We start from the raw sequence: 18,352 nt of genomic DNA on the forward strand, positions 1-18,352 counted from the left end.
TATTATCGCGCGCAAATTGTGAATCTTTCTGGAGTCAGGAATGAAAGTAACACTGCCAGAGTTTGAACGTGCTGGGGTAATGGTTGTTGGGGATGTGATGCTGGATCGCTACTGGTATGGGCCTACCAGCCGCATCTCTCCGGAAGCACCGGTACCGGTGGTTAAGGTCGACACCATTGAAGAGCGTCCCGGCGGCGCGGCAAACGTGGCGATGAACATTGCCTCTCTGGGCGCGCACTCGCGTCTGGTGGGCCTGACCGGCATCGACGATGCGGCGCGCGCGCTGAGCAAGTCGCTGGCGGACGTGAACGTGAAGTGCGATTTCGTCTCTGTTCCGACCCACCCAACGATTACGAAACTGCGCGTGCTGTCGCGCAACCAGCAGCTGATCCGACTCGATTTTGAAGAAGGCTTTGAAGGCGTTGACCCCGAGCCACTGCACGAGCGTATCAACCAGGCGCTGGGCAATATCGGCGCGCTGGTGCTGTCCGACTACGCCAAAGGCGCGCTGGCGAGCGTGCAGACGATGATTCAGCTGGCGCGCAAAGCCAGCGTGCCGGTGCTGATCGACCCGAAAGGCACCGATTTTGAGCGCTATCGCGGCGCGACGCTGCTGACGCCAAACCTCTCCGAGTTTGAAGCGGTGGCGGGTAAGTGCAAAACCGAGGACGAACTGGTTGAGCGCGGCATGAAGATCATTGCTGACTTCGAGCTGTCCGCGCTGCTGGTGACCCGCTCCGAGCAGGGGATGACGCTGCTGCAGCCGGGCAAAGCGCCGCTGCATATGCCAACCCAGGCGCAGGAAGTGTACGACGTGACCGGTGCCGGTGATACGGTGATCGGCGTGCTGGCGGCGACGCTGGCAGCAGGAAACTCGCTGGAAGAGGCGTGCTACTTCGCTAACGCCGCGGCGGGCGTGGTGGTGGGTAAACTGGGTACCTCAACCGTTTCGCCAATCGAGCTGGAAAACGCGGTGCGCGGTCGTGCGGATACCGGTTTTGGCGTTATGACCGAAGACGAGCTGAAGGTGGCCGTCGCCGCCGCGCGCAAGCGTGGTGAAAAAGTCGTGATGACCAACGGCGTGTTCGACATTCTGCACGCGGGCCACGTTTCGTATCTGGCGAACGCGCGCAAGCTGGGCGATCGCCTGATTGTGGCGGTTAACAGCGATGCATCGACGAAACGCCTGAAGGGCGAAACGCGTCCGGTGAACCCGCTCGAGCAGCGTATGATTGTGCTTGGCGCGCTGGAAGCGGTGGACTGGGTGGTGTCGTTTGAAGAAGATACCCCGCAGCGCCTGATTGCCGGTATTCTGCCGGACCTGCTGGTAAAAGGTGGGGATTACAAGCCGGAGCAAATCGCGGGTAGCGAAGAGGTCTGGGCCAACGGCGGCGAGGTGATGGTGCTCAACTTTGAGGACGGGTGCTCAACCACCAACATCATCAAGAAGATCCAGAAGGACAGTCAGTAAAAAAAACGGGCCAGCTGGCCCGTTTTTTATGTCGGGTGGCGCTTCGCTTACCCGACCTACGTGTTCATGTAGGCCCGGTAAGGCGTAGCCGTCACCGGGCACAACAGGCCGCACTTACTCCTGGTCATCCACCGGAGGAATGGCCGGTGCCGGCTTCACTTCTTCCGGCGCATTGCGGTTTTCCAGCTCGTTCAGACGCTGTTCCAGCAGCGCCAGCTTCTCGCGGGTGCGCAGCAGAACCTGGGTCTGCACGTCAAACTCTTCGCGGCTGACTAAATCAAGGCGAACCAACTGCGCCTGCAGCGTCTGGCGGATTTTCTTTTCTACGTCATCACCAAATTCACGAATGCCTTTTGGCATAGATTCATGAACCTGACGCGCGATCTGCTCAATTTTTTTCGGGTCAATCATTGGCGTTTCCCTTGATGGAAAAGTGTTAGTGTCCATTGTAGCGCGTCATGCCCGGGGTAAACAAAATTGTTTGATGCTTATGCATTGCCCAGGATAATCAATAGCGTTATAGTTATCTCGCTTATTCTCAGGGCGGGGCGAAATTCCCCACCGGCGGTAAATCAGCGTGACGCTGAAAGCCCGCGAGCGCTTTGGGTGAATACTCAAAGGTCAGCAGATCCGGTGTAATTCCGGGGCCGACGGTTAGAGTCCGGATGGGAGAGAGTAACGATCAAGTCGGGCATGGGCCCGCTCACGTTATCTTTTTGCCGCTTATACGGCGCTCCTAAGACTGCCCTGATTCTGGTAACCATAATGTTAATGAGGTTTTTTTACCATGAATCAGACGCTACTTTCCTCTTTTGGCACTTCAACTCAACGTGTTGAACATGCACTGGATGCACTGCGCGAAGGCCGCGGTGTGATGGTGCTTGACGATGAAAACCGTGAAAACGAAGGCGACATGATTTTCGCCGCCGAAAACATGACCGTTGAACAGATGGCGCTGACCATCCGTCACGGCAGCGGCATCGTATGCCTGTGTATTACCGAAGATCGTCGTAAGCAGCTCGAGCTGCCGATGATGGTCGAAAACAACACCAGCGCCTTTGGTACCGGTTTTACCGTGACCATTGAAGCTGCGCATGGCGTGACCACCGGTGTGTCTGCGGCTGACCGTCTGACCACCGTACGTGCAGCGATTGCTGATGGTGCGAAGCCATCCGATCTGCACCGTCCAGGCCACGTCTTCCCACTGCGTGCGCAGGCGGGCGGCGTGTTGACCCGCGGTGGTCACACCGAAGCGACGATCGACCTGGTGACGCTGGCTGGCTTCAAACCTGCTGGCGTGCTGTGCGAACTGACCAACGATGACGGCACCATGGCGCGCGCGCCGGAGTGCATCACCTTTGCCCGCCTGCACAACATGCCGGTGGTCACGATTGAAGATCTGGTTGAGTATCGCCAGGCGCACGAGCGCAAAGCCAGCTGATAATAAAAACGCCGGGAAGTCCCGGCGTTTTTTACCCAATTCCTGCGGTCTGCAGCAGAACCAGACTTAATCCCATCACCGACATTCCGCACAGCACGCCATAGCTGGGGTTGTTGTTAGGATCGATCTCCTTCGCCAGCGGCATCAGTTCATCCACCGAAAGCGCAACCATGATCCCGGCTACCGCGGCCATAATCGCCGCCATCACTACCGGAGAGACCAGGCTACCGAGGATCAGCCAGGCCAGTACGCCGCCAAGGATTTCGGCCATCCCGGAAATGCCCGCCCAGAACACCGCGGTGCGTTTCGATCCCGTTGCGGCATACACGGGTCCGGCGACGGCCAGTCCTTCAGGAATATTGTGTAAGGCGACCGCCAGCGCGATGCCAAAGCCCATCTCAAGATTGCTGCTGGCCGTCACGTAGGTGGCGACCCCTTCCGGGAAGTTGTGCAGGCTGATGCCAAGCGTTAACAGCACGGCGGTACGCTTGATATTGCGCGGCATGGGCGTCACGTTTTTCTGCATTAAATCCTGCGGATGCGCGTGCGGCAGCATCCGATCGAGGGCAAAGTATCCCAGCAGGCCAAAGACAAACATGCCGTAGCCCAGCAGCGGAGACATGCCTTCTGTGCCCAGCGCGGCAGGCAGCATCTCCATCAGGGAGATGAGCAGCATGATCCCGGCAGCAAAGCCCAGTGAGAAGGCCAGTACGCGGTTAGAGGGCTTTTGGCCGAGCACGCCGAGGAGCGCACCGATGAAGGTCGCGGCGCCCGCCAGTATGGTCAGGATCAGGGGGACTGACATGCATTGCTCCTTTTGATAATGATTCTCATTAATATAAATGATTCATTTCTGGCAAAGCGAGGGTTAAAACCCGGCTTTACACATTCCTTACATTCAAATTTCCTGATGATGATCTTCACGCTTATCTGCGTTCATCTTTGCCGGATTGCGCGTAATGTAGCACCATTAAATTGACACCTTCTGTAAGGATATCACCATGACTTCTTCCCGTATGCCAGCCCTGTTTTTAGGCCACGGTAGCCCAATGAACGTTCTGGAAGACAACGTCTATACCCGCGCCTGGCGTCATCTTGGCGAGACGTTGCCGCGTCCGAAAGCGATCGTGGTGGTGTCTGCGCACTGGTTTACCCGTGGGACAGGCGTGACCGCCATGGAAGCGCCAAAAACCATTCATGATTTTGGCGGCTTCCCGCAGGCGCTGTACGACACGCATTATCCGGCCCCCGGCTCGCCTGAGCTGGCGCAAAAGCTGGTAGAGTTGCTGGCACCTGTCCCTGTGACGCTGGATAAAGAAGCGTGGGGCTTTGACCATGGCTCCTGGGGCGTGCTGATTAAAATGTATCCTGACGCGGATATCCCGATGGTGCAGTTGAGCATCGACAGCACTAAACCGGCGGCCTGGCATCTGGAGATGGGGCGTAAGCTGGCAACCCTGCGTGATGAAGGCATCATGCTGGTGGCGAGCGGCAATGTGGTGCATAACCTGCGTACCGCACGCTGGCACGGTGAGAACACGCCGTACCCGTGGGCAACCTCTTTTAACGACTACGTCAAAGCGAACCTGGCCTGGCAAGGCCCGGCTGAAGAGCATCCGCTGGTGAACTATCTGGATCACGAAGGCGGTTCGCTCTCTAACCCGACGCCGGAGCACTTCCTGCCGCTGCTGTACGTTCTTGGCGCGTGGGATGGTCAGGAACCGGTTACGATCCCGGTCGACGGTATTGAGATGGGTAGTCTGAGTATGCTTTCGGTACAGGTGGGATAATAAAAGCAAAACGGCAACCTCAGGTTGCCGTTTTTAGTGTTTGCATCCTCTCCCTGTGGGAGAGGCTCGGGGTGAGGGCATCAGCCGCGGCCTATTCGACAAAGATGTGCGGATAAAACCGTGACAGATCCTGCGTGATCAGCGCGCGATCTTCGCGAATGCCAATCCCGGCCGCAGATCGTTGATGAGCCAGCTGCCAATCAGGGTATAGCTGTCGCCAAATTTCGGCAGTTGATAGAACTCCTGGACGATCATCCCTTCTTCGCCGTATGGCCCTTCAACCGCTTCCAGCGTCTTGCCGTTTTCGATAATCGAGACGTTTGCGCCTTCGCGGGAGAAGATCGGCTTAACGACGTATTTCTCCATTTGCGGGTAATCATCTTCCGCAAAATAGGCTGGCAGCAGGTTCGGGTGGTTCGGGAACATCTCCCAGAGCATCGGCAGCAGGGCTTTGTTAGAGATGATGCTCTTCCAGGCCGGCTCCAGCCAGCGCACGCCAGCATCTTCCAGCTTGGTGGAAAACATCTCGCGCAGCATGTATTCCCACGGGTATAGCTTGAACAGGTTGCCGATCACCTGGTCCTGCATATCCGTAAACTGACCTTTTTCACCCAGGCCGATATCCTCGATATAGAGAAACTCGGTCGCCACTTCCGCTTCGGCGGCGCAGTCCTGCAGATATTGAACCGTGCCACGGTCTTCTTCCGTGTCGCGGCAGCAGGCGAGATGGAGCAGGTTAAAGCCATGCTGTTCGCGCAGCTCGGCAAAACGCTCAATCAGCTTTTCCTGCAGGCTGTTAAACTGGTCGCTGCCTTCCGGCAGGTTTCCGGCATTGGCCTGGTCTTCCAGCCAGATCCACTGGAAGAACGCCGCTTCATACAGAGAGGTTGGCGTATCGGCATTGTTTTCCAGCAGCTTAGGCTCGCCTTTGCCGTCCCACGCCAGATCCAGGCGAGAATAAAGCGAAGGTTGATTCGTTTTCCACGACTGGCGCACAAAGCCCCAGGTGTGCTTCGGAATGCGGAACTTTGCCATCAGCTCGTCGCTGTCGATGACCTTTTCCACGACCTTCAGGCACATCTGGTGCAGCTCGGCCGTCACCTCTTCCAATTTTTCCACCTGAGCCAGCGTGAGCTTGTAATAGGCGTCTTCACACCAGTACGGCTCGCCGTACATGGTGTGGAAGTTAAAACCGTACTCTGTGGCTTTTTCGCGCCAGTCCGGGCGCTCGATGATACTGACTCGTTCCATGATCAGCCGCCCATTGAGCGAGTAGAGGAGGTGCCTGTCGCACTACGCTGCATGCTGGTCTGCTTCGCCACCGATTCACCAAAACCGCCGCGGGTGATGGTGCTGGTCGTCGCAGGCTTCGGCGCCATTGCCGTTTTCGGTACGGTCACTGTGCGGCCGGGGGTCGCTGCGCCGTAGCCTTTGCCGCTGGCATCGGTATATTGACCGTAAGCCGGGCTGGCCGGGTTTTTCGAGCTAAACAGCGGCTGCTGCTGGTAGCCCGCACCGCCGCCCATCAGGCGACCCATCATGTAGCCTGCCATCAGCGGCATCCAGAAGCTGCCGCTGGACTGCGCCTGCGCCTGATTTTCAGGTGCGGTGCCTGCCTGAGCCGGTGCCTGCTGGCACTGACCTTCACCAAACTCCGCCACGCAGTCTTCGCGTGAGGCATATTTCGGCGCGGTGCGTTCTGCTTCTTTCAACGCGCTGGTGTAAGCCGTTTTACATTCGGCCGCTTTACCAGTGGCGGCAGAGCAGTCGTCCGCGTTTTGATACAGCGAAACCGTTTCGTCATTTTTCTCACAGCCTGCCAGCATAAAGACAGCCGTGACCGCCAGCGCAACAGGGGTGAGGTGACGCGCGTTCCAGCTCTTGCGGAACGAAGCGTGATTTATGGATTTTGTCCGTTTCATGTTTGTCTTCCAGGACCCAGTGGTAATAACGCTCAGGATAGAGGATGAGTGGTTGAAAATGAAGCGAAGAGGGGCGGAATCAGGGGGATCTTTACGTTGGCTTACGTTCGGATGTGATTCAGATGCGCCCCTCTCCCTGTGGGATAGGGGCGGGGTGGAGGGCATCAGGCCGCAATGGGCCTGATGACACTCTTAGTTACGGAACGGATTATTGCCTTTGCTGGCGGATGTAGTGGTACGCGCAGCGGCCGGCTGTGCCGCAGGGGTGTTGCTGTTAGCGTTGAAGTTATCAACCGCGGCAACCTGCTCCGGGTTCTCTGGCGCAACGCTGTCCGGAGAGGTGGAGACCGGTTTGCCCAGCGCGCTGTTCAGCATCTGCAGATCTTGCTCGTTCAGCGTACCCAGAGCCTGTTTGATGTTCAGCTGGTTAATCAGGTACTGGTAGCGCGCGCTGGAGAGCTGCTGTTTCGCGTTGTACAGCGTGGTGGTCGCGTCGAGCACGTCAACGATAGTACGTGTACCAACCGAGTAGCCCGCTTCCATCGCATCCAGAGAGCTCTGTGCAGACACAACGGCCTGTTTATAGGCGTTGATGCTGCTGATCGAGGCGTTCACGTTGTTGAAGGAGGAACGCACGGTCTGCACCACGTTGCGGTGGGCGCTTTCCAGCTGCTCGCTCGCGCCAACAAAGTTGTACTGCGCCTGTTTCACCTGAGAGTTGACCTGGCCGCCCTGGTACAGCGGCAGGGAGAAGCTCAGACCCACTTTATTCTGACCCATATTGCTGTCGTCATACTGGGACGTATTGGTTTTAGAGCCGCTGTAGGTCGTATCAGAGACACCGGTAGACGCGCTCAGGCTCAGGGTTGGCAGATGGCCGTCCTGCGCCTGACGAATTTGCTCGCGGGCCAGGTCCTGGCTCAGACGCGCCTGCAGCAAACTCAGGTTGCGGTTTTCCGCCTCTTTCAGCAGGGCGTTAACGGCCTGCGGTTTATCCGTTTTAAAGCTGTCCACGTTCAGCGACGCCAGCTCAGGATAGTAATTCCCGGTGACCTGACGCAGGGATTCCAGCGCGTTGTCGAGGTTGTTACGCGCGGTCACTTCGTTAGCCAGCACGGTGTCGTACTGTGAACGGGCGTTCTGCACGTCGGTGATCGCGACCAGGCCCACGTTGAAACGCTGGGTGGTTTGATCTAACTGGCGGTAAATCGCCTGTTTCTGCGCTTCGGTGTAGGAGAGTGCGTCAATCGCGCTCAGCACGTTGAAGTACGCCGTGGCAGTGTTCAGGATCAGCGTCTGCTGGTCGGTCTGATAGGTCACATCCTGAATACCCGCACTCTTTTCCTGCAGGGTCAGGGCGCGCCATTTGGACATATCAAACAGCGTCTGTGTCAATTGCAGTGAGGCGCTGGTAGCATTGGAGTTTACGCCGTTAGCATCGCGGAAACCGTTGCTGTAGGTATAATCTGCACCTAAGCCTAACTGCGGCAGCAAGGGGCTACGCGCTTCGTTAATCTTTTCAAACGCAGCATCACGATCGGCCGCTGATTTACGTAAATCAGGGTTGCCCAGACGTGCCTGCTGGTAGACCTGTAACAGGTTTTCCGCCTGGCTCATTGCACTGAAGCCCGTCAGGCTCAGGCCGATAAGGATGGGGAGCAATTTCTTCATTTGCATTCCTTGTTGTGAAGCAGTATTAGCGCTGATCTAATTAAAAAATAATTGCCGATTCTAACAGAATCTTCCATACCAAAAGGTTGGCGTAACGTGCCATCTGGCGGTAATTTGCACCAATCTACCATATAGCCTTACAAACGGCAGCCAAACAGCCTTGAAATTCACAATTTCATCACCATTGCTACCAGGACTCGACTCATGCAAAAACCAGAAAAGTTGCCCGTGACATTCGCCAAAAACGATGTAGAAATTATTGCACGAGAAACGCTTTATAGCGGTTTTTTTTCAATGGATCTTTACCGTTTCAGGCATCGCCTGTTTAACGGGGAAATGAGCGGCGAAATCAGACGCGAAATTTTTGAGCGCGGGCATGCGGCAGTCTTGCTACCCTTTGACCCAGTGCGTGACGAAGTTGTGCTGGTGGAGCAGATCCGCATCGCCGCTTATGACGTCAGTGAGAGCCCGTGGCTGCTGGAGATGGTGGCCGGGATGATCGAAGAAGGTGAAACGGTTGAAGACGTCGCCCGACGCGAGGCGCTGGAAGAGGCCGGGCTGGTGGTGGGCCGTACAAAACCGGTGCTGAGCTATCTGGCAAGCCCGGGCGGTACCAGCGAGCGCTTGTCCATAATGGTGGGCGAAGTGGACGCCACGACGGCGGAAGGGATCCACGGTCTGGCAGATGAAAACGAAGATATTCGGGTTCATGTGGTGAGCCGGGAACAGGCTTATCAGTGGGTAGAAGAGGGGAAAATCGACAACGCAGCGTCTGTCATCGCTCTGCAATGGCTACAGCTGCATTATCAGACATTACTAAACGAGTGGAAAAAATGAAGCGCTATACACCTGACTTCCCAGAAATGATGCGCCTGTGCGAAACCAATTTCGCACAGTTGCGCCGCCTGCTGCCGCGAAACGACGCACCCGGCGAAACGGTAAGCTATCAGGTGAGCAACGCGCAGTATCGGTTAACGATAACAGAATCAACGCGCTACACTACGCTGGTGGAGATTGAGCAAACGGCACCCAGCATTAGCTACTGGAGCCTGCCGTCGATGACGGTACGCCTCTATCACGATGCGATGGTCGCTGAAGTGTGTTCAAGCCAGCAGATCTTTCGCTTCAAGGCGCGGTATGATTACCCGAATAAAAAGTTGCATCAACGCGACGAAAAGCATCAAATTAACCAGTTTTTAGCCGACTGGCTAAGATATTGTTTAGCACATGGAGCAATGGCGATTCCGGTTTGTTAGCGTCATAAACCTACCTAAGGACACCATTTGGAAAGCCTGTTGAACCTGACTGTTGCTGGTGGGGCGCCAGTCAGGATATTACAAATCACCGATACCCACCTTTTTGCCGAAAAGCATGAAACGCTACTGGGGGTCAACACCTGGGAGAGTTATCAGGCGGTACTTAGCGCCATTCACGCTGAAAACCGTGCATGCGATCTGATTGTCGCAACGGGCGATCTGGCGCAGGATCAGTCCTCCGCGGCCTACCAGCATTTTGCTGAAGGCATCGCGAGCTTTAGCGTGCCTTGCGTCTGGCTGCCAGGAAACCATGACTTCCAGCCCGCCATGTACAGTTCTCTTCAGGATGCGGGAATTTCTCCGGCGAAATGTGTTTTTGCGGGTGAACAGTGGCAGATCCTGCTGCTCGATAGCCAGGTGTTTGGCGTCCCGCACGGTGAGTTAAGCGAGTTTCAGCTCGACTGGCTTGAGACCAAACTGGCTGCTGAACCTGAACGTCACACGCTGCTATTGCTTCATCATCATCCTCTGCCGGCGGGCTGCAGCTGGCTCGATCAGCACAGCCTGCGCAACTCCGCGGCGCTGGATCGCGTGCTGGCGAAATTCCCACGGGTGAAAAATCTGCTGTGTGGGCATATTCACCAGGAACAGGATCTCGACTGGAACGGACGCCGCATGCTGGCGACGCCGTCGACCTGCGTTCAGTTTAAGCCGCACTGCGCCAACTTTACGCTTGATACCATCGCGCCGGGCTGGCGCTGGCTGGAACTGCATACCGACGGCACGTTGACTACGGAAGTCTGCCGTTTGACCGGTGCAAAATTCCGCCCGGATACCGCTTCAGAAGGCTATTGATGTCTACGCTCCTTTATCTGCACGGATTCAACAGCTCGCCGCGCTCCGCAAAAGCGACACAGTTTCGCCAGTGGCTGAGCGAGCATCACCCTGACGTTGAGATGATTATCCCGCAGCTGCCGCCTTACCCGGCAGAGGCCGCGGAGATGCTGGAATCTATCGTGCTTGCGCACGGCGGCGAAACCTTCGGTGTGGTCGGTTCATCGCTGGGCGGGTACTACGCCACCTGGCTCTCACAATGCTTCATGCTGCCCGCCGTTGTGGTTAATCCGGCGGTTCGGCCATTTGAGCTGCTGAGGGACTTTCTTGGCGAAAACGAGAACCCCTACACCGGGCAGCAATATGTGCTAGAGTCACGCCATATTTACGATCTCAAAGTTATGCAGGTCGACCCGCTTGAGGCGCCGGATCTCATCTGGCTGCTGCAACAGACGGGTGATGAAGTGCTGGATTACCGCCAGGCAGTGGCGTATTACGCCTCCTGCCGCCAGACTATAGAAGAGGGCGGAAACCATGCTTTCACGGGCTTTGAGAATCATTTCACCCAGATTGTCGATTTTCTTGGACTGCACAGCCACTGACAATCAATGCGAATTGCTAGTTTAAATCATGACGCAAACCTATAACGCTGATGCCATTGAGGTCCTCACCGGGCTTGAGCCGGTTCGCCGCCGCCCGGGGATGTACACCGATACGACGCGCCCAAACCATCTGGGCCAGGAAGTTATTGATAACAGTGTGGACGAAGCGCTGGCGGGCCATGCCAAACGCGTTGACGTCATTCTGCACGCCGATCAGTCGCTGGAAGTCATCGACGACGGGCGCGGCATGCCGGTGGATATCCATCCGGAAGAGGGCGTGCCTGCCGTTGAGCTGATCCTCTGTCGTCTGCATGCGGGCGGTAAGTTCTCCAACAAGAACTACCAGTTCTCCGGTGGTCTGCACGGCGTGGGCATTTCCGTGGTGAACGCTCTGTCCAAACGCGTGGAAGTAAACGTTCGTCGCGACGGCCAGGTCTATAACATCGCGTTTGAAAACGGCGATAAGGTGCAGGATCTGCAGGTTGTCGGCACGTGCGGCAAACGCAACACCGGCACCAGCGTCCACTTCTGGCCTGACGAAAGCTTCTTCGACAGCCCGCGTTTTTCCGTTTCTCGCCTGACGCACCTGCTGAAAGCCAAAGCGGTGCTGTGTCCGGGCGTGGAAATCACCTTTACCGATCACGTTAACAATACCGCACAAACCTGGTGCTATGCCGATGGTCTGAACGATTACCTGTGCGAAGCGGTAAACGGCCTGCCAACGCTGCCGGAAAAACCGTTTGTCGGTAACTTTAGCGGCGATACCGAAGCGGTGGACTGGGCGCTGCTGTGGCTGCCGGAAGGCGGCGAGCTGCTGACGGAAAGCTACGTCAACCTGATCCCGACCATGCTCGGCGGTACCCACGTCAACGGCCTGCGCCAGGGGCTGCTGGACGCGATGCGTGAGTTCTGCGAATACCGCAATATTCTGCCGCGCGGCGTGAAGCTGTCGGCGGAAGATATCTGGGATCGCTGCGCCTACGTGCTCTCCGTGAAGATGCAGGATCCGCAGTTTGCCGGTCAGACCAAAGAGCGCCTGTCGTCACGTCAGTGCGCGGCGTTCGTCTCCGGCGTGGTGAAAGATGCGTTTACCCTGTGGCTGAACCAGAACGTTCAGGCGGCAGAGATGCTGGCCGAAATGGCGATTTCCAGCGCCCAGCGTCGTCTGCGTGCCGCGAAGAAAGTGGTGCGTAAAAAGCTGACCAGCGGCCCTGCGCTGCCGGGCAAGCTGGCGGACTGTACCGCGCAGGATCTCAACCGTACCGAGCTGTTCCTCGTGGAAGGGGACTCGGCGGGCGGATCGGCCAAGCAGGCGCGCGATCGTGAATATCAGGCGATCATGCCGCTCAAGGGTAAGATCCTGAACACCTGGGAGGTCTCTTCTGATGAGGTGCTGGCCTCGCAGGAAGTGCACGATATCTCGGTGGCGATCGGCATCGATCCGGACAGCGACGATCTGAGCCAGCTGCGCTACGGCAAGATCTGTATCCTCGCGGATGCGGACTCCGATGGTCTGCACATCGCCACGCTGCTGTGCGCGCTGTTCGTGAAGCACTTCAAAACGTTGGTGAAAAACGGTCACGTCCACGTGGCGCTGCCGCCGCTGTACCGTATCGACCTCGGCAAAGAGGTTTACTACGCGCTGACGGAAGAAGAGAAAGCGGGCGTGCTGGAACAGCTGAAGCGCAAGAAGGGCAAACCGAACGTGCAGCGCTTTAAAGGGCTGGGCGAGATGAACCCGATGCAGCTTCGCGAAACGACGCTGGATCCGAACACGCGCCGTCTGGTGCAGCTGACGATCAGCGACGAAGACGAGCAGCAAACCAACGCCATGATGGATATGCTCCTTGCCAAGAAACGTTCGGAAGACCGACGTAACTGGCTGCAGGAGAAAGGCGATATGGCGGATATTGAGGCCTGATGCCCTCACCCTAACCCTCTCCCATAGGGAGAGGGAATGGTTCGTAGGCCCGGTAAGCGCTAGCGCCACCGGGCTTTTTTACGTCAAAACTCCATCTTCACCGTAAACTGCACTTCGCGCGGATCGCCAATCTGGTTGCCCAGGTTATTGGTCGCGATAGATGACGTGTAGTAGGTCTTATCAAACAGGTTCTTCACGTTCACCTGCAGCGTCACCGGATACTGCAGCTTCATCTTGTACGCCGCAAACGCATCCGCCACGAAATAGCCCGGCAGATAATAATCCGCACCGTTGGTTGCGGAACGGCGGCTTACGCCGTGCCCGCCGCCGCCCAGCGTCAGGGTATTCCCGGCAAACGCATTGTGAATATCGTAGGTCAGGAACAGGGAGCCGGTATGGCGCGGCACGTTCGGCAGCGGTTTGCCCGCATAGTCCGGGTCTTCAAGCACCTTCGCGTCGGTATAGCCGTAGCTGGCGATAATGTTGGTGTTCTCGGTCAGCGATCCGGCAAGATCCACTTCAACGCCCTGAGAGCGCACGCGGCCCGCGGTTTTGGCGACGGTTTCATCTCCAATGCTCTCGGTGTACAGCACGTTGCGCTTGTGGATATCAAACAGCGCGATGTTGGCGGTAATCCCGTCGAACAGGTCAAACTTAGCGCCGATTTCATACGCGTTCGACGTTTCCGGCGGCAGGTCGCCGATGTAGCTCGCAATAGACGACTGCGGCATAAACGTCTGGGAATAGTTGGCAAACAGCGAGACCGCCGGGGTGAGCTTATAGACAAGGCCCAGCTTCGGCGTCCACTGGTCGTCGCTACTGTCGGTATTCACATTAAACGGACGGCCTTTTCCCGCGTACTGGGTGTAATACTGGTAGCGCAGTCCGGCGACGGCGATCCACTTATCGGTCAGATACAGCGCGTCCTGCGCGTAGGCGGAGTAGCTCTCCTGCTTGATGGTTTGATCGCTGTCGGATGCCGAGACGGTGGTGCACTTGCCGAGGCTGCCGTAGCTTGGGTTGTAAATATTGAAATCCTTGACGTTTTTACAGCGGATCATATCCGTACGCAGCAGATCGTAATTCTCATACGACACGCCGGTCAGGATCTCATTGTAAAAGCCCGCGATGTCCACGTTCCCCTGCAGATCCGCGCGCGTCGTGTGCATACGCTGGGTCGAGCCCTGGGTCGCATCCACGCGGCGGGTCAGGTTGCCGGTTTTTGAATCGTAGGCCATCACGCGGGCCTGATTATCGCTGTATTTATCCTGGCTGTAGCTGTAGTCGAACTTCGCGGTCCACTGGCTGTTGAGGCGATACTCCGCGTTGAGCTGAGCGAGATCGGACTGGCCGTCGGTCACGTTAAACGGCTCATCGAAGCGGGTTTTGCGATCGACGTCGACGGCTTTTTTAGTGTTGAGATCGAAGATCGTTCCGCGATCGAACGGCGTTTTATAGTCGCGATGCGAATAGAGAACGGTCACGGTGGCATCATCGCCAAACCAGGTGAGCGACGGGGCAATAAAGGTGCTGCGTTCGGTGCCGAAATTACGCCAGTAATCCTCGTCCTGATATTCGCCCGTCAGGCGATACGCCAGGCGCGTGCCGTCAATCGGGCCGGTAACATCGATCTGTCCGGTGCCGCCGCCAAAGCTGGAAGAGGTAGCGGAAAGGGAACCGCCGAAGGTCTTCTCCGGGCGTTTGGTGATGACGTTGATCAGGCCGCCCGGATCGAGAATGCCGTAGAGCGTCGAGGCCGGGCCTTTCAGCACCTCCACGCGCTCGGTTGCGGCATTAAAGCTGCGCGGCAGCACGGTGCGCAGGCCGTTGGTCATGATCGAGCCGTCGCGGTTCGCGCCAAATCCGCGGCGCACGAAGGCATCCTGCGTACCGCCCAGGGTGTTGGTCTGCACCACGTTGCTGACGTTATAGAGCGCTTCATCCAGCGTGGTGGCATGCTGATCCTCCAGCACTTTGTCGCTGACGGTATTGACCACCTGCGGGATGTCCAGCATCGGCATGTTGGTTAACGTCGCGGTGGAGGTATTCAACGGCTGATAGCCATTCGTGGCCTCCGCCGTCGTATTTGGATCGGCGGTGACGGTAAGCGTTTCGCCGTCTTTAGCCGCGGTGTTATCTGCTGCCTGCACCAGCGGCGCCATAAACAGCAGTGAAAAGAGCGCGCGCCCTTTTACCCCAGAGAGTGAAGGTGTGAACGTAGCCATTACATCTGTTATCCCGAAATATCCCGCGAATGACGTTTCGCGGAAAAATGTGTGAGTCATTGCCCTTTACGGTCTGTCCGTTAGCCACGGCGGGCATCGGACATGTAATTGAGAATCATTCAATCATGCGCGAATGTAGTAGTAAATGGAAAAAAGAAAAAATCGGCTACAACGTTTAGCCGGGCGTATAAGCGCAGCGGGATGATTTTTAACTTATTGAATTAAATGCTTTAGAAAGTCCTTTTTTGTTTATTTCCCTTCAGGCTTATCCCTGGTTTTATCAGGGTGTTTCTTCTCTTGACTACTACATGGCGCAGCGTCAAACTCTCAAAAGAGAATGATTTTTATTTATATTTGTTGCGCTTTTTTATTACGTTGGCATTCACGTGGCTCACAACACAAAAAAACCGGGACTGGTTCTGGAGAACCTCTCTGCGGGCTATCAGAAAAAAATCATCGTTGATGATATCTCCCTTGCGATCCCTCAGCAGAAAATGACGGTGCTGGTAGGGGCGAACGGCTGCGGAAAATCCACGCTGCTGAGCACCATTGCGCGTTTGCTTCAGCCGCTTGGCGGCGCGGCAGTTCTCGACGGCAAGGCGATCCACGAACTGCCGACCAAAGCCGTCGCCCGCCAGCTGGGTATTCTGCCGCAATCTCCGCTGCTCCCGGAAGGGCTGACCGTCTTTGAACTGGTCTCGCGCGGGCGTTTTCCCTGGCAAAACTTTATGCGCCAGTGGAGCGACGAGGACGAGCTGGCGGTGGAAGAGGCCCTGCGCCTGACCGGCACGGCGGAGTTTGCCCATATGCCGGTGGAAAGCTTATCCGGCGGCCAGCGTCAGCGCTGCTGGATCGCCATGGCGCTGGCGCAGCAAACGCCGTATATCCTGCTTGACGAGCCCACGACGTTTCTCGATCTTCGCTATCAGGTGGAGATCCTGGAACTGCTGCACACCCTGACCCGCCGGCACGGACGTACCGTCGTGGTGGTGCTGCACGATCTCAACTTCGCCGTGAACTACGGCGATTCGCTGGTCTTTTTACGCCAGGGGAAAGTTGAAGGCGTATTGCATGAGGGCGATGCCTGCACGCCGGAGCTGATTAAAGCGGTGTTTGATGTCGACGTGCATATGTCCATAAACCCGTTGACCGGCAAGCCGTTCTTTATGCCGTTTCGCCAGAGCACCGTTCAGCCATGATGCGCTCCTCTCTGGCCTTTCCGATCTTCGCACTGCTGCTGGCGCTGGGCGCGATTATGCACCTGGGCATCGGCGCACGCTTCATCGCCCCGCAGACGGTGGTGGAGGCATTCTTCCATTTCGATCCGCGCAATTTCGACCATAACGTCATTATCAAATTAAGACTGCTGCGCCTCTGCGCCGCGATGGTGACGGGCGCCGCGCTCGGCGTGGCGGGCGTGCTGCTGCAGTCCGTGATCCGCAACCCGCTCGGCGAGCCGCATATTCTGGGGCTCAACGCCGGGGCCGCGCTGGCGGTCGTGATTACCAGCGCGCTTGGGCTGTCGCTGCCGTTTGGTCGCCCGCTCGTTGCCGCCGCCGGTGCCGCCGCGCTGTTTTTGCTGGTGCTGATGTTCTCCTCGTCCGGTCGCACCGGGCTTACGCCGATGAAGGTCACGCTGTGCGGCGTGGCGATGTCGGCGTTTGCCTCATCGATTACCGCCGCGGTGTTAATTCTCGATGAACAGACTCTGCTCGCCATGCGCACCTGGCTGGCAGGGGACCTGGCCGGGATCAACGTGCAGACGCTCCGGAGCGCCCTGTGGGCCGCAGCAGCCGGTTTTGTTCTCGCCATCGGTCTGTCGCCCTCGCTCAACATGCTTGCGCTGGGAGACCGAATGGCGCAGGGGCTTGGCGTGTCGCTGCTGAAAACCCGCCTGCTCGCCCTGCTGGCCATCGCGCTGCTCTGCGGTGCGGCCGTCTCAATTGCCGGGCCGATTGGCTTTATCGGCCTGGTCGTGCCGCAGCTCATTCGTCGTCTGGTGTCGGTCGATTTACGCGTGATGGTGCCGCTATCTGCCCTGTGCGGCGCGCTGGTTCTGCTGCTGGCGGATATCGCCGCCCGCACGCTGTTCACGCCCTGGGAGCTGGCAACCGGCATCATGACGGCCCTGGTCGGCGCGCCTGTATTCATCTTTATGGCGTCGAGGATGTTCAAATGAACCGGGCCGGATTCCGCGCGATCCGTATTGGCCGTTTATCGGCGCTGGTTCGCCCGAGGGCGCTTGCCTGCCTGACGCTTTTAGCGCTGGTGGCGTTAAGCCTGCTGGGCTTTGGCCTGACGCACGGATCTCTGCCTGTTCCCACCTCCGCCATCGGGCGGGCGCTGTTTTCTCCTGAGAGCCTGACGGCGGAGACGCGCTACATCGTGATGGATATCCGCCTGCCGCGCCTGCTGATGGCGGTGCTGTGCGGCGCGATGCTCGGCATGGCGGGGGCGGCAATGCAGTCCATCACCCGCAATGGTCTGGCCGATCCCGGGCTTATCGGCGTGAAGGAGGGCTGTAGCGCGGCGGTACTGCTGCTGATTTTTCAGTTCCCGGCGCTGGGCCTGGCCTGGCGTCCGCTGGTCGGCATGGCCGGAGGGCTGCTTACCGCGCTGCTGGTTATCGCCCTGGCGCGCGATATCTCGCGCCCGCGGTTCATCCTGATCGGCATCGGCGTGTCGTGGGCCTTTGCCGCCGCAATGGGCGTCTTTATCACCACCGCCGACGTGCGGGACGTGCAGACAGCGATGCTGTGGCTGGCGGGAAGCCTGCATGCGGCAAACTGGACGCTGGTGGGGCTAGCCGCGCTCTGGGCTGCACCCGCGTTTGCGCTGCTGCTGTTTACCGCGCGGGCAGCGGACGTGGCGTTGCTCGGCAATCAGGCCGCAGCGGGCCTTGGCGTGCGCATAACCCGGCTGGCGCTGCTGCGGGTTCTCGCCCCGGTGGTGCTGACGGCGGCCTGCGTCTCGTGCGTGGGCAGTATAGGTTTCGTGGGGCTGATTGCCCCGCATATGGCGCGCCTGCTGCTTCGCGGTGGGCAAACCGCGCTCCTGACGGGAAGCGCCGTGCTGGGCGCGCTGCTGGTGCTGCTGGCGGATAACGTCGGACGTCTGGCGTTCCTCCCGCTGCAGCTGCCGGCGGGAATTGTGATTTCATTGATTGGCGGACCGTTTTTCCTGCTGCTGCTCTGGCAGCGTCGGGACAGATTTTAGGAG

Annotated in this window: 16 protein-coding genes, 1 pseudogene and 1 riboswitch; of the genes and pseudogenes, 11 read left to right on the top strand and 6 right to left on the bottom strand. The window is 57.8% G+C overall.

What is annotated here, in order from left to right; genetic code table 11:
• The first annotated feature begins 40 nt into the window (after positions 1-40).
• A complete protein-coding gene (hldE, locus tag ACZ6J2_RS16015) occupies positions 41-1,471 on the top strand; it encodes a bifunctional D-glycero-beta-D-manno-heptose-7-phosphate kinase/D-glycero-beta-D-manno-heptose 1-phosphate adenylyltransferase HldE (protein ID WP_061097033.1) in 1,431 nt (476 codons plus the stop codon).
• Between the two features lie 114 nt (positions 1,472-1,585).
• Here hldE and ubiK read toward each other — a convergent pair whose 3' ends face one another.
• Complete coding sequence (gene ubiK / locus ACZ6J2_RS16020; protein ID WP_471726187.1) at positions 1,586-1,882, bottom strand: ubiquinone biosynthesis accessory factor UbiK; 297 nt, start codon at positions 1,880-1,882, stop codon at positions 1,586-1,588.
• Positions 1,883-2,001: 119 nt separating this feature from the next.
• Positions 2,002-2,152, top strand: a riboswitch (FMN riboswitch).
• Positions 2,153-2,258: 106 nt separating this feature from the next.
• Between ubiK and ribB the strand changes: the two genes are divergently transcribed.
• Complete coding sequence (gene ribB / locus ACZ6J2_RS16025; protein WP_010435670.1) at positions 2,259-2,912, top strand: 3,4-dihydroxy-2-butanone-4-phosphate synthase; 654 nt, start codon at positions 2,259-2,261, stop codon at positions 2,910-2,912.
• Between the two features lie 31 nt (positions 2,913-2,943).
• On the opposite strand, the gene zupT is transcribed toward ribB, so the two are convergent.
• Entirely contained in the window at positions 2,944-3,717 is a 774-nt protein-coding gene (gene zupT, locus ACZ6J2_RS16030; protein ID WP_033146665.1) for a zinc transporter ZupT, read from the bottom strand.
• 196 nt (positions 3,718-3,913) lie between these two features.
• On the opposite strand from zupT, the gene ygiD reads away from it, so the two are divergent.
• The gene (ygiD, locus tag ACZ6J2_RS16035) at positions 3,914-4,702 is read left to right on the top strand and encodes a 4,5-DOPA-extradiol-dioxygenase (protein WP_182071626.1); all 789 of its coding nucleotides are present in this window, start codon (positions 3,914-3,916) and stop codon (positions 4,700-4,702) included.
• Positions 4,703-4,793: 91 nt separating this feature from the next.
• Here ygiD and ACZ6J2_RS16040 read toward each other — a convergent pair.
• The 3 genes and pseudogenes from ACZ6J2_RS16040 to tolC form a co-directional block, all read right to left on the bottom strand.
• Positions 4,794-5,953 (bottom strand): annotated as a pseudogene (locus ACZ6J2_RS16040) (glutathionylspermidine synthase family protein).
• Between the two features lie 2 nt (positions 5,954-5,955).
• Positions 5,956-6,624, bottom strand: coding sequence for a DUF1190 family protein (locus ACZ6J2_RS16045; protein WP_023309204.1), 669 nt, complete (start codon positions 6,622-6,624; stop codon positions 5,956-5,958).
• 192 nt (positions 6,625-6,816) lie between these two features.
• Positions 6,817-8,295, bottom strand: a complete 1,479-nt coding sequence (gene tolC / locus ACZ6J2_RS16050; RefSeq protein ID WP_032659905.1) for an outer membrane channel protein TolC — start codon at positions 8,293-8,295, stop codon at positions 6,817-6,819.
• Positions 8,296-8,499: 204 nt separating this feature from the next.
• Here tolC and nudF point away from each other — a divergent pair, with 204 nt between their 5' ends.
• Genes nudF through parE form a run of 5 tightly spaced genes read left to right on the top strand, consistent with a single transcriptional unit; the run spans position 8,500 to position 12,908 of the window.
• Entirely contained in the window at positions 8,500-9,132 is a 633-nt protein-coding gene (nudF, locus tag ACZ6J2_RS16055) for an ADP-ribose diphosphatase (protein WP_471726188.1), read from the top strand.
• On the top strand, positions 9,129-9,551 hold the full coding sequence (locus tag ACZ6J2_RS16060; protein ID WP_003862516.1) for a DUF1249 family protein: 423 nt from the start codon (positions 9,129-9,131) through the stop codon (positions 9,549-9,551). Before nudF ends, ACZ6J2_RS16060 begins: the two co-directional genes overlap by 4 nt.
• 27 nt (positions 9,552-9,578) lie before the next feature.
• Positions 9,579-10,406 (top strand): 3',5'-cyclic-AMP phosphodiesterase, encoded by an 828-nt coding sequence (cpdA, locus tag ACZ6J2_RS16065; protein ID WP_194401735.1) that lies wholly within the window; start codon positions 9,579-9,581, stop codon positions 10,404-10,406.
• Positions 10,406-10,987, top strand: a complete 582-nt coding sequence (gene yqiA, locus ACZ6J2_RS16070) for an esterase YqiA (RefSeq protein WP_008502976.1) — start codon at positions 10,406-10,408, stop codon at positions 10,985-10,987. The genes cpdA and yqiA overlap by 1 nt, the downstream gene beginning before the upstream one ends.
• 28 nt (positions 10,988-11,015) lie before the next feature.
• Positions 11,016-12,908 carry a DNA topoisomerase IV subunit B gene (parE, locus tag ACZ6J2_RS16075; protein ID WP_029740698.1) on the top strand — a complete coding sequence of 631 codons (1,893 nt, stop codon included), beginning with the start codon at positions 11,016-11,018 and terminating at the stop codon, positions 12,906-12,908.
• Between the two features lie 83 nt (positions 12,909-12,991).
• Here the strand turns inward: parE and ACZ6J2_RS16080 are convergent, their stop codons facing one another.
• On the bottom strand, positions 12,992-15,133 hold the full coding sequence (locus ACZ6J2_RS16080; RefSeq protein WP_471726189.1) for a TonB-dependent siderophore receptor: 2,142 nt from the start codon (positions 15,131-15,133) through the stop codon (positions 12,992-12,994).
• 386 nt (positions 15,134-15,519) lie between these two features.
• On the opposite strand from ACZ6J2_RS16080, the gene ACZ6J2_RS16085 reads away from it, so the two are divergent.
• The 3 genes from ACZ6J2_RS16085 to ACZ6J2_RS16095 are packed head-to-tail and all read left to right on the top strand — an operon-like array spanning position 15,520 to position 18,349.
• Positions 15,520-16,332 carry an ABC transporter ATP-binding protein gene (locus ACZ6J2_RS16085; protein ID WP_471726190.1) on the top strand — a complete coding sequence of 271 codons (813 nt, stop codon included), beginning with the start codon at positions 15,520-15,522 and terminating at the stop codon, positions 16,330-16,332.
• Complete coding sequence (locus ACZ6J2_RS16090; RefSeq protein WP_063439520.1) at positions 16,329-17,312, top strand: FecCD family ABC transporter permease; 984 nt, start codon at positions 16,329-16,331, stop codon at positions 17,310-17,312. Before ACZ6J2_RS16085 ends, ACZ6J2_RS16090 begins: the two co-directional genes overlap by 4 nt.
• A complete protein-coding gene (locus tag ACZ6J2_RS16095) occupies positions 17,309-18,349 on the top strand; it encodes a FecCD family ABC transporter permease (protein ID WP_039263001.1) in 1,041 nt (346 codons plus the stop codon). The genes ACZ6J2_RS16090 and ACZ6J2_RS16095 overlap by 4 nt, the downstream gene beginning before the upstream one ends.
• The last annotated feature ends 3 nt before the right edge of the window (positions 18,350-18,352 follow it).

The organism is Enterobacter sp. E14S (genome assembly GCF_055666685.1).

Excerpts from the sequence above, each read along its gene's own strand:
- tolC (WP_032659905.1), bottom strand. The coding sequence starts at position 8,295 with ATGAAGAAATTGCTCCCCATCCTTATCGGCCTGAGCCTGACGGGCTTC.
- ubiK (WP_471726187.1), bottom strand. The coding sequence starts at position 1,882 with ATGATTGACCCGAAAAAAATTGAGCAGATCGCGCGTCAGGTTCATGAA.
- ACZ6J2_RS16090 (WP_063439520.1), top strand. The coding sequence starts at position 16,329 with ATGATGCGCTCCTCTCTGGCCTTTCCGATCTTCGCACTGCTGCTGGCG.
- hldE (WP_061097033.1), top strand. The coding sequence starts at position 41 with ATGAAAGTAACACTGCCAGAGTTTGAACGTGCTGGGGTAATGGTTGTT.
- ACZ6J2_RS16060 (WP_003862516.1), top strand. The coding sequence starts at position 9,129 with ATGAAGCGCTATACACCTGACTTCCCAGAAATGATGCGCCTGTGCGAA.
- ACZ6J2_RS16095 (WP_039263001.1), top strand. The coding sequence starts at position 17,309 with ATGAACCGGGCCGGATTCCGCGCGATCCGTATTGGCCGTTTATCGGCG.
- ribB (WP_010435670.1), top strand. The coding sequence starts at position 2,259 with ATGAATCAGACGCTACTTTCCTCTTTTGGCACTTCAACTCAACGTGTT.
- ACZ6J2_RS16045 (WP_023309204.1), bottom strand. The coding sequence starts at position 6,624 with ATGAAACGGACAAAATCCATAAATCACGCTTCGTTCCGCAAGAGCTGG.
- yqiA (WP_008502976.1), top strand. The coding sequence starts at position 10,406 with ATGTCTACGCTCCTTTATCTGCACGGATTCAACAGCTCGCCGCGCTCC.
- ACZ6J2_RS16080 (WP_471726189.1), bottom strand. The coding sequence starts at position 15,133 with ATGGCTACGTTCACACCTTCACTCTCTGGGGTAAAAGGGCGCGCGCTC.
- nudF (WP_471726188.1), top strand. The coding sequence starts at position 8,500 with ATGCAAAAACCAGAAAAGTTGCCCGTGACATTCGCCAAAAACGATGTA.
- zupT (WP_033146665.1), bottom strand. The coding sequence starts at position 3,717 with ATGTCAGTCCCCCTGATCCTGACCATACTGGCGGGCGCCGCGACCTTC.
- parE (WP_029740698.1), top strand. The coding sequence starts at position 11,016 with ATGACGCAAACCTATAACGCTGATGCCATTGAGGTCCTCACCGGGCTT.
- ygiD (WP_182071626.1), top strand. The coding sequence starts at position 3,914 with ATGACTTCTTCCCGTATGCCAGCCCTGTTTTTAGGCCACGGTAGCCCA.